Origin of the sequence: Brevibacterium sp. BDJS002 (genome assembly GCF_028201555.1) — a bacterium.
Taxonomy (GTDB): domain Bacteria; phylum Actinomycetota; class Actinomycetes; order Actinomycetales; family Brevibacteriaceae; genus Brevibacterium; species Brevibacterium aurantiacum.
This window is the reverse complement of sequence record NZ_CP116392.1, coordinates 2,098,431-2,110,650: the sequence shown is the minus strand read 5'-3', so window position 1 is coordinate 2,110,650 and position 12,220 is coordinate 2,098,431. Positions and strand designations below refer to the sequence as shown.

At 59.8% G+C, this 12,220-nt stretch carries 13 protein-coding genes, 2 tRNA genes and 1 pseudogene; 5 read left to right on the top strand and 11 right to left on the bottom strand.

The features are described 5' to 3' along the window. Positions 1 to 65 precede the first annotated feature (65 nt). A complete protein-coding gene (locus PGC08_RS09920; protein WP_009885189.1) occupies positions 66 to 491 on the top strand; it encodes a cupin domain-containing protein in 426 nt (141 codons plus the stop codon). 486 nt (positions 492 to 977) lie between these two features. On the opposite strand, the gene PGC08_RS09915 is transcribed toward PGC08_RS09920, so the two are convergent. The 5 genes from PGC08_RS09915 to PGC08_RS09895 form a co-directional block, all read right to left on the bottom strand. After that, entirely contained in the window at positions 978 to 2,441 is a 1,464-nt protein-coding gene (locus tag PGC08_RS09915; protein WP_442868133.1) for an MGDG synthase family glycosyltransferase, read from the bottom strand. Between the two features lie 142 nt (positions 2,442 to 2,583). Continuing rightward, complete coding sequence (locus PGC08_RS09910) at positions 2,584 to 4,335, bottom strand: amino acid transporter (protein WP_271708355.1); 1,752 nt, start codon at positions 4,333 to 4,335, stop codon at positions 2,584 to 2,586. A 239-nt stretch (positions 4,336 to 4,574) separates the two neighbouring features. Further along, the gene (locus PGC08_RS09905; RefSeq protein WP_271710029.1) at positions 4,575 to 4,877 is read right to left on the bottom strand and encodes a DUF1003 domain-containing protein; all 303 of its coding nucleotides are present in this window, start codon (positions 4,875 to 4,877) and stop codon (positions 4,575 to 4,577) included. A 664-nt stretch (positions 4,878 to 5,541) separates the two neighbouring features. Beyond that, a tRNA-Val gene (locus PGC08_RS09900) sits at positions 5,542 to 5,615 on the bottom strand. A 78-nt stretch (positions 5,616 to 5,693) separates the two neighbouring features. After that, a complete protein-coding gene (locus tag PGC08_RS09895) occupies positions 5,694 to 6,185 on the bottom strand; it encodes a TetR family transcriptional regulator (protein WP_271710028.1) in 492 nt (163 codons plus the stop codon). Positions 6,186 to 6,267: 82 nt separating this feature from the next. Here PGC08_RS09895 and PGC08_RS09890 point away from each other — a divergent pair. Then, positions 6,268 to 6,344, top strand: a tRNA-Pro gene (locus PGC08_RS09890). A gap of 120 nt (positions 6,345 to 6,464) precedes the next feature. Here PGC08_RS09890 and PGC08_RS09885 read toward each other — a convergent pair. Beyond that, positions 6,465 to 6,806 (bottom strand): cupin domain-containing protein, encoded by a 342-nt coding sequence (locus tag PGC08_RS09885; protein WP_271710027.1) that lies wholly within the window; start codon positions 6,804 to 6,806, stop codon positions 6,465 to 6,467. 106 nt (positions 6,807 to 6,912) lie between these two features. Between PGC08_RS09885 and PGC08_RS09880 the strand changes: the two genes are divergently transcribed. Next, the gene (locus tag PGC08_RS09880; protein WP_193083497.1) at positions 6,913 to 7,512 is read left to right on the top strand and encodes a DUF2249 domain-containing protein; all 600 of its coding nucleotides are present in this window, start codon (positions 6,913 to 6,915) and stop codon (positions 7,510 to 7,512) included. 8 nt (positions 7,513 to 7,520) lie between these two features. On the opposite strand, the gene PGC08_RS09875 is transcribed toward PGC08_RS09880, so the two are convergent. Beyond that, complete coding sequence (locus tag PGC08_RS09875) at positions 7,521 to 7,949, bottom strand: DUF1801 domain-containing protein (RefSeq protein ID WP_193083496.1); 429 nt, start codon at positions 7,947 to 7,949, stop codon at positions 7,521 to 7,523. A gap of 45 nt (positions 7,950 to 7,994) precedes the next feature. Continuing rightward, positions 7,995 to 8,471, bottom strand: a complete 477-nt coding sequence (locus PGC08_RS09870; protein WP_193083495.1) for an Lrp/AsnC family transcriptional regulator — start codon at positions 8,469 to 8,471, stop codon at positions 7,995 to 7,997. A gap of 109 nt (positions 8,472 to 8,580) precedes the next feature. Here PGC08_RS09870 and PGC08_RS09865 point away from each other — a divergent pair, with 109 nt between their 5' ends. Both PGC08_RS09865 and PGC08_RS09860 read left to right on the top strand, forming a co-directional pair. Further along, entirely contained in the window at positions 8,581 to 9,762 is a 1,182-nt protein-coding gene (locus PGC08_RS09865) for a trans-sulfuration enzyme family protein (protein ID WP_271710026.1), read from the top strand. A 52-nt stretch (positions 9,763 to 9,814) separates the two neighbouring features. Beyond that, a pseudogene (locus PGC08_RS09860) lies at positions 9,815 to 10,584 on the top strand (MerR family transcriptional regulator). A gap of 26 nt (positions 10,585 to 10,610) precedes the next feature. On the opposite strand, the gene PGC08_RS09855 reads toward PGC08_RS09860, so the two are convergent. From PGC08_RS09855 to PGC08_RS09845, 3 genes are read right to left on the bottom strand one after another with little or no spacing between them, the layout of a single operon-like run. Beyond that, entirely contained in the window at positions 10,611 to 11,015 is a 405-nt protein-coding gene (locus tag PGC08_RS09855) for an HIT family protein (RefSeq protein ID WP_096161925.1), read from the bottom strand. 55 nt (positions 11,016 to 11,070) lie between these two features. Continuing rightward, positions 11,071 to 11,541: a peroxiredoxin gene (locus tag PGC08_RS09850; RefSeq protein WP_009882393.1), complete on the bottom strand. Its 471-nt coding sequence runs from the start codon at positions 11,539 to 11,541 to the stop codon at positions 11,071 to 11,073. Beyond that, positions 11,538 to 11,981 carry a DUF3052 domain-containing protein gene (locus tag PGC08_RS09845; protein WP_083248727.1) on the bottom strand — a complete coding sequence of 148 codons (444 nt, stop codon included), beginning with the start codon at positions 11,979 to 11,981 and terminating at the stop codon, positions 11,538 to 11,540. The genes PGC08_RS09850 and PGC08_RS09845 overlap by 4 nt, the downstream gene beginning before the upstream one ends. Between the last annotated feature and the right edge of the window lie 239 nt (positions 11,982 to 12,220).

The following is a 12,220-nucleotide window of genomic DNA, read 5'->3' as shown; positions in this document are numbered from 1 at the left end:
CACGAGAACTCAGACAGCGACACGACCCACACAGACAGTTACACAGGAAGCACAGGAGATCAGCCATGACCGAAAAGAACTTCACCCTTGGAGACAACGTCGAGCACTTCACTATCGCGGACGTCGCCCGGGACAATCCGGACTTCCGGAAAGTGCTGTGGACCGGTGAACACGCCCAGATTGTCGTCATGACGATTCCGCCCGGCGGTGAGATCGGCGACGAGGTTCACGAACATACCGACCAGATCCTGACTTTTGTCTCCGGCACCGGCGAGGCCGACCTCAACGGCCACAACCACCCCATCGAGGCAGGAGACCAGTGCGCAGTTCCTGCCGGCACCCAGCACAACTTCCGCAACACCGGCGAGGAGTCGCTGGTACTCTACACCGTCTACAGCCCGCCGGAACACGCTGTCGATGCCGCCTTCGCTACCAAGGGTGACGCCGACGCTGCCGAAAGCGCTGGCCTTGACAAACCACCTCGGCACTGAACATCTTGATCCCGGCGAACCAACTGGGGCGCCGAATCTGAACTATTAAGAAGAAGACCCCATCCGATTTCCAAGGTCTACGTGTTCAACGACTACGACTGCTCCGCGACCCAGCAACTCATCGACCGGCCTGTTCCACAGTCCGGGCCCGGGGATTCGTCATCACGGTGAAGGCTGAGGGAGTCAACCCTGCCGATTGGGAGATCCACGAAGACCAGCCGGATCGGAAGTTCCGACTACCGGAGCCGATGAGCCGGGAGGCGGCCTGCGTGATGCTGCAAGCAGGTGAGAAGAGGACCTCGCAGGTCGCCCTGGGTGCAGGGCGCATACTTCAGCGGGATCCGGCGACTCGGCACTGGTCGCTACCCAACACAGCCACGCTAGCTGGGCGGGCGCGGCCACGTTACGACGCGCTGCGGATTGACCGGGCGAATAGGGCGCTAAGGATGGTCGGCCAGTGTGAGGACGACTTGATGCGCGTCCCACTCAATCGGGGAGAGTGCGAAACGGAGTCGAGGGCCCCTCGACGCGCACCGGCAGCACGTCCTCACCCCGCAGCATGGCGCGGAGCAACCGCCGTTGCTCCCACCGGAGCGACACCAGTGCGTGGTCGCGCCGCAAGATCAGCCCCCCGGCCCCGGTCGCATACCGCTTCCGCAGCGCAATCAGCTCCTCTGCCTGTAGCAGAGCCACAGTATTGCCCGCCACCTCCTCGACCAGGCGGACCAGCGAGGAAGGCCCCGTCAGATCGGTGGCGACCACGCGCCGCTCACTCTCGGCGAGGATCGTTTTCTGCGCCGCACGGCTCACAACCAGAGGACGGGACGGCCCGTCCAGTAGGCCGCTGAGCACGTCCGCCGCCGCGTCAGGACTGCCGGTTCTCTGCGCCGCCACCTGCATCCTCTGCAGACGGCCCGGCTCGCGCAGCACCTCGTCGATCTTCCAGCCGATCGTGGCGGCAGAGTTGCAGCGTACGGCTGCTCCTTGTTCCATCAGGTAGTCGCCGTTGCGAACTTCCTGTCCCGGGATAGGGTTCACCAGCACCATGGGCAATCCTGCGGCCATGCACTCCGACGCTGTCAACCCGCCCGGTTTACCCACGAACAGATCGGCGCGACGCAGCAGCTGCGGCATCTCCGTTGTGAAGCCGAGTACGCGATAGCAATTGCCGGCGGGCGCCACCAGCTGCTCGATGCGCCGCCGTAGGTCCTCGTCATGTCCACACACGACCGTAGCCGTGAATGCGGAGCGCATATGCAGCGTCTGCCGCACCACTGCCTCGGCGTAGCCGCCTCCTTTCGCGCCTGCGGAGATCAACAGCATCGGGGGCGCGCTGGCATCGCGCTCAGGTGCAATGTTGGACTCCGCCGCGATCGGGATTCCCGTGGCCGCGACGCGGTCGGGAGGTAGGCCGAATGCCGTCAGCTCGACTCTCCCTTCCTCCCTGGCAACGAAAAATTTGTGGAACGCGTTCGTAAGCCACAGGCCCTGGAAGTCGTAGTCTGTCGTAACGACAGCAGTCTTGGCATCGACCACGCCGCGCAGGATCAGGGTCGCTAGCAACTGGGCCGGCAAGAAGTGCGTACACACGATCGCGGTCGGGCGAAATCGCTTGATCGCACGGATAACCGGAAGGGCGTTAATCCGTGTCCAAGGGTCGATCGGGCCGCGGCGCCGAAACGGCGGATCACTGGCATCATAACCCCATTCGACCAGCCATGGCATGCCCTCGACCAGGACGAAGTAGCCCTTCCCCAGCACGTCGCGGTAGAGCGCGCTACTTACTTGCAACACATCCAACACCTGCACCTCGGCGACGTCGGCGCGTGCGGAACACGCCTGCTGTACCGCCGCCGCAGCGCTGTTGTGCCCTGTGCCCACACCTGCGGACAAGATCATGACGCGCTCACATCCGGCGGTGTGGGGGCCCCGTGCCAACGTCCTACGCATAGAGAAAGACTAGTGTACTGCATCACCTAGTACATTCACTGTCAAACGACAGACGAGGTTTTTTGCTCATATAAGGCTGGAGACGGGATGTGAGGTAATCTCAATAGGCTTCGGAGAGATGAGCACGAAAATTTGGCTTCGGTCAACTTACGTGGATCAAAGGACGTTGTTTTTCATTTGGCTCAGCTTTGCGGAGCACCTCTCTAGTAAGTGTTGCGACTGCCCCAGTTCCAAACAGCAGGAACTTGAGCATGCTCGAAATCGGGTTCCCCTCCGTCCATTCGAAATATGCGTTGGGGACCACTGTGGTCTGATCGCGGACCTGCAGCAAGATTGCCGCAATCGTATTGGGAACATTGGCGCTTTTGACGCTCAAGACTCGGTAGCCGTATCGCTTCCTACCCTCCACCAGAAGATCCTCTTCGAACTCAGACGAATCGGTGGGGTGAACCTCGAGAAAGATGATTCGGGAAACTCGAGGGATATGGCTAAAACGCCTCTCTGCAGCGTTCTTGTCCTGATATTCGTGACGCCCCCCACCGTGCGATTCGTGTGCCACAATCCGGACTGTGCCATTGCGGGCATCGTTTTGAATGAATTCCAATGCTTTAGCGTCAAAGGTGACTTTGGTTGCACGTATCTGAAAAGACCTGAAGATCCTTGAGACTGCAGATAAAAGGAGAATGCCCAGAATGAACAGGCCCGCAACTCGGATTCCTTCGGGGCGCTCGATAATGTTGAGAATGGTCGTGTAGACAAACACTAGGGTGATTACGGCGAACCCGAAGATCGCGGTGCGTTGCCGTCTTTTCATAGCCGAGATAGTCACAGCCACCGATGCCGAGGTGATGAGCACGAGCACGCCAGTGGCGTATGCACCTCCTTGCGCATCGACATCTGCCTCGAAAGCGATGGTGATAACGAAAGCTATCCCGGTGAACACCAGCACAAGTGGTCGGACAGCACGCGCCCACTGAGGTGCCATGCCGTAACGAGGCAGGTAACGGGGTACTAGATTCAGCAGTCCGGCCATCGCCGATGCGCCAGCAAACCAAAGGATACATATAGTAACAATGTCGTAGACGGTTCCAAACCCCTCTCCGAGATATTCGTGAGCGAGGAAAGCCAACGCTCGGCCATTGGCTGCGCCGCCGGTCATGAATTCTTCCTGTGGAATGAGGAACGTCGTCACGATGCTTGATGCAATCAAGAAGATACTCATTACGCCGGCAGCCGTCGTCAGTAGGCGAATCCCGTCTCGGATGCGGCGCGCGGGTCTTTCCGGCGTATCCGAATGTGCGCCAGCAATCTGTGGCATGACTGCGACCCCGGTTTCAAAACCAGACAATCCCAGTGCCAACTTAGGGAATACGAGAAGCGCAATGCCCACCATGACTATTGGATTGCCATGTTGCGCGGTCAACGCTGTCCACCAATTCGTAATCACGATCGAATTCTGGCTGATGTGTACAAGCGAGACAGCGATTACGATAAGGTTCAGTGCGAGGTAGGCGGCGACGAGAACAACTGCGATTCCGATCGCTTCGTGAAAGCCTTTGAGAAATACTACGGCGAGCATCGCGATTAGACTCAAAGTAAGAAGGATCCTCCCGCCTTCAAGCCAGTCGGGCGCGAACGGATTCTCGATGGCATGCGCGGCAGCATCTGCTGCGGACAGCGTCATCGTAAGCATGAAATCCGTCGCCGCAAACCCCAGTAGCACCAGCACAAATACCTTGCCAGCCCACCAAGGCAGAAGATGTTCAAGCATCGCGATCGATCCGGACCCGTTGAAGCTCTCGCGCGCAACGCGGCGGTACACAGGAAGAGCCCCGAACAGGGTGAGCAGCACCAGCACGATTGTTGCCAGTGGAGACAGCAATCCGGCTGCCAACGCAGCGATTGCTGGCTGTTAGCCGAGAGTGGAAAAATAGTCAACGCCGCTCAGACACATCACCCGCCACCAAGGGTGCTTCTTGGCTGCGTGCGCAGCGTGCGGGCCTTGATGGGTCCCCGCGCCGTCAACGAGTCCATCTAACAGCCAGCTAGTCAGCCTTTTATGTCTGGATTGGATACCTGCAATTGATGTGAGGCCATTAGTCTCTTTTGGGGCTGACGCCTCCACCTCATCGGTCACCTTTGGGCGCGCAATTCGCGGAGCAACTCAAGCTGGTGGCGATTGATCTCCATGAGTTCTTCAAGTTCCTGCTTCGCCGCGACGTTTGTCTCAAAGTCGTGCTGGGCTAGCATTGCTGAGATAGAATCCTGTCGCTTTGCTGCGATGAGAATGATGGCGCCCTGCAGGCCGGCGAGCATACTCAAGAACAGATTCAGCAATATATATGGATAAGGGTCCCAGGCGAATATCATCGTGTTGGCGATGGCCCACACGATCATGAACGCGAGGAATGCGCCGATGAAGTACCAAGATCCCATTCCATTTCGCAGTCGGTCCGCTGCTCGCTGCCCTGTGGTCAGGTTCTTGGAATGCTCAGCATGCTAGTTCGTGAGTGGCCGTTTCATCTCTCCAGACTGACGCTCGCATTTCTTGGCATCCGCCCAGAAAGTACGAGCCTCGGTGGATGGCAATTGTTGCTCTCCATCAGGAGTCATCATAGATCCCACAATTTTGTTCCTCTCGTCACAAATCGCGGGAAGTCCGCATAACTGACGAGAGCCAGAAATGCGTGCTTCATCAGAAGTCAGACGCTAAGGCACGGCGCGGTCAGATGCAAGCGTCTTTAGTGACACTCTCGAGCCCAGGAAAATATCGCTAGCCTCTGGGCCTAATGATTAGAACCTTCCAGCTCCGCACACACAAACCGAAGATGCTCCCGTCCAGGAAGAACGGTGTTGACGCCGACGGTGTACTGCTGCCGGAAACTGTACGCGCGAGAGGTGTTGGCCACCATTTGAAGAAGACAATGGCGACATGGAGAAAGCTGTGCGCTGACCTCGTCGACTTGGACCAGGTTTCAGAGGCCTTGGATGCTCATAGATCGGAATAGTTAAGAATGAAATGTGGGCAAATGAGCTAATTCGACCGGCTCAATTCGCACTTCCAGGCCTCTCAACAGGCAACTTATCAGGTGCTCAAATGTGGGCCCAGAGGGACTTGAACCCCCGACCCTCTCGGTGTAAGCGAGATGCTCTAGCCAACTGAGCTATAGGCCCCACAACAGCTCAGAAGCGATGCTCCCAAACGTGCTTGATCAGTATGCCATATGGCAGGCACGCAGACGAATTCTCTATTCAGGCACCGGCAGTCTCCAGCAGCTGAGCCGCAGTTTCTGCAAAGTTCTCACTGGCACGTCCGGACTCGATCCCGAAGAGACTGCGATTCTGTTCGATCGCCACTGCGCCCAGCGCGTATGCCATCACGCCATGGGAGACCGTCTCCCCCAATACATCGACGCTCAACGCGCCAGGAGTCACTTCGCCGGGGGCGATCGAGTAGCCGAGCAGCATGATCTCAGCACCGTCACGGTAGGTCAGAAGAATGTCTCGCAGAGCCATCGCAGTCACAAGCGGGTCAGAAGTCGACGGACATCGCGCATCCACTTCAGCATTCATCCGTGTGGCGATGAGGACGAAGAGCTCCTGCTTATCCTTGACGTGCCAATACAGTGCGGAGGGCTGAACGTCGAGCTCACGTGCGAGCCTGCGCATCGACAGATCGCCCAAACCGTAGCGTGAAAGGATGTCGAGGGCGGTAGTCGTGATGCCCCCAGCAGTCAGTGCCAATGAGCCGTTCCTTCCATTCGCAGATGGTCGACCGTGCCGATTTTTCAGAACGCGTCGCCATCGCTATAGTAGTTCCTGGTCGCGGGATATAGCGCAGCTTGGTAGCGCGCCTCGTTCGGGACGAGGAGGTCGTGGGTTCGAATCCCGCTATCCCGACCAATGAATGTGTCGCGACATCGTTGACTCGATGTCGCGGCACATTTCTTATTTCTGCCACTTCTCGGACGCACGCCTCCTGGTCAGGGTCGGTGGAATCCTCGTTGCAACCGAGCTTGGCGATCAGCTGACATCGGTTCGAATAGTCAACAGGAAGGCCGAGTCCTCGTGCGCCCGCACGGAGTGTCGTTCCGGCGGGATCGTCATGAGGTCGCCGGCGGACAGGTCCCATGTCTCTTCGGCTGAGGACAGGGCCACGCTCCCCTGCAGAACCTGAAGCGTCGCCTCCGGCGGTGAGTCGTGTTCGGCCATGGTGGTCCCTGCCGTCAATGTCAGCAGTGCCTGCTTGAGGTATTGACCGCTGTAGACGCTGTGAGCGGCTCGCCCGCTGTTGGCACCGCGGGCCTTTGTCAGAAGCTCGTCCGTGAGCTTGCCGAGGTTCTGTGTGTGTGAATTGTCAGTCATCGTCTATCCAGTCCTGTCATGCTCGTTCCACTGCCGGTGCGTCGACATCTCAGTCCTGATGCTAGCTTGTAACTGATTGAAACGAGACAGACTGTGGAGGTTCCCAATGACCGATGACACCGCACTCGAGATCATCGACGTGCGCATTCTCCCGAAGCCCGAACGGCACCCTCGTGTCATGGGCGCCTATCAGAAGCTCGAGGTCGGCTCCGGTCTCATCCTCATCAACGACCATGAACCCAAAAACCTCAGAATCGAGATGGAGGCTGAGTTCGCCGAGGCTCTCGGCTGGGAGCCTCAGTCCTCAGATGGAGAAGAATTCCGGGTTCTCATCAGCAAGCGAGCAGCAACACCTCTCCCCCGCGTCCTCGCTGACGTGGATGAGTTCGGTGGTATTGCCGAGAACTCCGGTTCGGTCTGGCAGCTCCAGCCTCAGCAGCGTGATCTCGATGCGAACATCATCGCCTTGTCCCCAGGCGGCGAGATCAAAGAACACGTGGGACCGAGCCTCGACGTCCTCATCCACATCCTCGACGGAGGCGGGACGCTGGAGACCGAGCTGACCTCGATTCCTCTCGCTCCGGGCCAGATCGTGTGGCTGCCGCGCCGCTCCCGGCGACGTTTCCTCGCCGATGAAACTCTGGGCCTGCGCTATTTCTCAGTCCATCAGCGCAAACAGGGACTGACGATCACCAGCCGCACCTGAGGCTGCGGTCAGGTCGCAGGCTCGGAGTCATCGGGACGGTCGAATGCAATGGTGATGAGTCTGCGCAGCACCGCTTCGTCGATGTCCTCCAGCTTGCGCACATAGACGCACCCTGCGCCTTCTGTGTACGTACCGAGGCTGGACAGCAGTTCTGCTCCAGCCGGCGTATCCTTGAGACCGTACAGCGACAGCTGAGCCTTGCGCGGTGAGAAGCCGGTCTTGGGCCATACGCCACGATTGCGCGGGTTCGACGGTGAGATGTACTGGTACTGTCCATAGCCGACGATCGAGGGTCCCCACATCACAGGAGCGGTGCCGGTGACTTCCCTGAATATCGTGTCGAGTCGGATCCCGTCCCCCCGCCGTTTGTTCGGTACGGCCGCCTGAAGGAACTGCCCGACATCGGCATCGGTGGGCTGAGTCTTCTGTGTCGTCATGGCTCAATTATGGACTCTCGTCGGCGAACAGGCACGGCAGCGTTTTCAGGCGCCAGCAGGAATCCATGCCGAGCCGTCCTGCACCTTGTAGATGAGATTCGTCTGGGTATGGGCGACAGCAGGGTAGCGGGTGAGATAGTCGAGGACGAAGGACTGCACCGCCTCAGTGTCGGTGGCGACGATATGAAGCAGATAGTCATCGGCTCCGGCCATGTGGTACATCCGCACCACCCCGGGGAACTGCGGGGCTGCAGCGGTGAAGGCATCGATCTCCGCTCGGTCATGTTTGGCCAGGCGGATGGAGATCAGGGCCTGCAGCGGGATGCCCACAGCCGCGGCATCGATGTCGACGCGAAAACCTCTGATCACGCCCAAGGTCTTCAGTCGTTTGAGCCGAAGCGACACCGTCGACTCTGAGATGCCTACCGCAGCAGCCAAGGCAGTGCCGGATGCCCTGGCATCATCTCCGAGAGCCTTGAGCAGCTGTCGATCAACATCATCGAGTTCCACTTTCTGCGACATGACTCACATTCTGACATACGCAATTCAAGAAGCTTCGACAAGAGCAAAGAAAATCACGGATTCTTGACTGATGATTGCAGTTATTAGCAGGAATAGCTTGAATGCTGACATGACCTCACTGCACCCAGAAACGCTCATGGTCCATGGCGGCATGGAAGGCCTCACCGAGGCGGGAGTCCACGTTCCGGCTATCGACCTCTCGACCACCAACCCAGTCAACGATGTCGCCACCGGCGGTGACTCCTACGAATGGCTGGCCACCGGACATTCGCTCAAGGATGGCGACTCGGCCGTCTACCAGCGCCTGTGGCAGCCCGGTGTCGCGCGTTTCGAGACGGCCCTGGCCGAACTCGAACACGCCGACGAAGCGGTCGCATTCGCCACCGGAATGGCCGCAATGACCGCGACCCTCCTCGCCGCCGTCAGCGCCGGGACACCTCACATCGTCGCAGTGCGCCCGCTCTACGGAGGAAGCGACCATCTCCTTGAGTCGGGATTGCTCGGCACGAGGGTCACATGGGCGAAGGAGGCCGAAATCGCCTCGGCGATCCAAGACGACACCGGGCTCGTCATCGTCGAGACCCCCGCCAACCCCAGCCTCGACCTCGTTGATCTTGATGGAGTCGTCGCGGCCGCCGGGAACATTCCAGTGCTGGTGGACAACACCTTCTGCACCCCGGTGCTCCAGCAGCCCATCTCCCACGGTGCTGCCCTGGTTCTGCACAGTGCCACCAAATACCTGGGCGGCCACGGCGATGCCATGGGCGGCATCATCGCCACCAACTCCGACTGGGCGATGCGTCTGCGACAGGTCCGGGCAATCACGGGAGCACTCCTCCACCCCATGGGTGCCTACCTTCTCCACCGGGGACTGCGTACCCTCGCCGTGCGCATGCGCGCGGCACAGACCACCGCCGGTGAACTCGCGCAGCGCCTGGCCGCCCATCCCGCCATCGCAGCAGTCCACTACCCGGGCCTGGAAGGCCAGGATCCACGTGGGCTGCTCGGACGCCAGATGTCCGGCGGTGGAGCGATGATCGCGCTGGAACTTGCCGGCGGATTCGATGCCGCACGCAGCTTCGTCGAACACTGCAGCCTCGTCGTCCACGCGGTGTCCCTGGGCGGTGCCGACACACTCATCCAACATCCGGCGTCGCTGACCCACCGACCGGTCGCGGCCACAGCAAAGCCCGGAGACGGTCTGATCCGGCTCTCCGTCGGCCTCGAACACGTTGATGACTTGGCAGATGATCTTATCGCCGCCCTCGACGCGAGCCGAGCCGCAGCCTGATCATCCTCTCCCCGTTGACATTGACGCGACGTCAACTTCTAAGCTGATCGTCATGGACTGGTCCATACAGGAAACAGCGCGGATGACGGGGACGACGAGCCGAACGCTGCGTCACTATGACGCAATCGGCCTACTGCCGCCGACCTACACTGCCGACAACGGATATCGCTACTACGACGAGACAGGGCTGGTGCGCCTGCAGCGCATCCTCCTGCTCAAGGAGCTGGGGATGCCGTTGAATCGGATCGCGGAGGCGCTCGAGGGCACCTCCGACCCGATAGCGGCATTGGGCGACCATGTGCACAGCCTCGGACGCGAGCGTGCACGGATCGAGAGGCAGATCGCCGCCGTCACCGCGACTATCGCACGATTGGAAGCAGGTGAACCTCTCATGGCAGAGGAAATGTTCGACGGTTTCGACCATCGCAGGCACAAGCAAGAAGTGACGCAGCGCTGGGGCCGAGAGGCTTATGAGACTTCAGCGCACTGGTGGGAATCCCTTCCCACCACGGACAAGCAGTCGTGGAAGCCACGGTCGAGGAACTCAACCAGGACTGGACCAACGCCGCCGAGGCGGGGGCAGGCCCAGGATCGGAGCGTTGCCAAGATCTGGCGCGGCGCCATGTCGAGTGGCTGAGAGCCGTACCCGGGACCCCTGCCAGCGATCCGTCGGGAAACCTCGACGGATACGTCAGGGGCCTGGCCGACATGTATGTCAGCGATCCTCGTTTCGCAGCCAACTACGGCGGCGTCGAAGGTGCGCAGCTGGTCCGAGACTCACTCGACCACTACCTCGACGTGAACGCCGGTCAACCTCAGTGATCAGCTGCGGATATCGAAACGACTGATCAGGACTGGTGTTCCAGGGCTCGCCGAATCTTCTCGGCGGGCCCTGCCAGCTGCTCAGGGGTCTGCATAGGCGCACGATCGGAGATATCGAAATCATCCATCGAGTTCGTCGGCAGGACGTGGATGTGCAGATGCGGGACCTCATAGCCGACAACGAGCAGGCCGATGCGCTCACAGTCGAGGGCCTCCTTCTGGGCACGTCCGATCTGCCTCGCCACCGCCATCAGGTGATCGAGCAGGTCCTGGTCCGCGTCGATCCAGTGCGAGATCTCTTCCCGGGGTACGACCATGGTGTGGCCCTCGGTCATCGGCGACACATCGAGGAATGCAACGCACAGGTCGTCCTGGTAGACGAAAGTGCCCGGAATCTCTCCGTTGATGATCTTGGTGAAGATGGTGGCCATGTTTCATTCCTCCTTGCTGATCCGATGATCACGCTGATCCGATGATCACATCGACTCAACCGCGAAGTGCTCGCGCTTGAGCGACATCAACGGAGAAGTCACGCGTCTCGGTTCGTGCGACCTGTCGACTGGTCACGATCGTACCCGTTTGCGAGATGACGAAGACTCCGCGTTCGGCCACACCGTGATCGGCATCGAAGACTCCGTAGGACTTCGCCACCTCGCCATGGGGCCAGAAGTCAGAACCCAGATCGAGTCGAAGCCCACGCTCGCTCGACCATGCGGCGAGCGTGTACTTCGAATCCACGGACATGCCGATGACCTCGATCGGTGCGGACTCTGCGGCCAGAGTCTGCCCCAGGTCGTCCAATGCTCTGACCTCGTCACCGCACACGGGTGAGAAGGCGAACGGAAAGAAGACGAGGATGACAGCCGACCGGCGAGACACCTCGGCGAGGTGGATCGTGGACCCGAACTGATCGGGCACACGGAAATCAGGGGCCCGGTCTCCGGGCCGAAGGATCATGAGAAGTTCTTTTTGCCTACCAAACGGAAGCCTGCCCAGTGCTCGGCTGCGCTGACCGTCGAGGTCACGTGCATGCCTGCTGTGGGAGCTGCCTCGGAAATGTCGGCCGGGCTGATGTGGCCGGGGCGGCTTGCCTTGGGAGAGAGGAGCCAGACGACTCCGCCTTCCTTCAATGTGACCTGCGCGTCGACGAGACCATCAATCAGGTCATCGTCGTCAGAACGCCACCACATCAGGATGGCGTCGAAGACACCGTCTTCATCGCCGTCCGCGATTTTCTCACCAATGATGTTTTCGATCGCCTGGCACAGGTCCAAGTCGACGTCATCGTCGTAGCCGATTTCTTGCACATAGTCTCCCGCAGCCAAACCAAGGTTGTGGCCCAGCTCGTTGGGGAGGGTCGACGTGGAAGATGTCCTTTCGGAAGAGGAGTTACTCATGCCCTTATTGTTCCGTCAAGTGTGCCGGAGGCGCAAATGGCGGCGCGTCAAGACGATGCAATCGGCTGCAAAGAGCATCCAAGACTATGAACTCGTCATTGAGATCACAAGATTTCGCCCCAGCGAAGATCGCGTGGGAGGACTAGGCTGATGGAAGTATCTGGTGGACCCTGGGCTCAATCATGATTTGACCGCCCATTCCACCTGACCCACCGGATCTTGACACCAACGAAGATCGT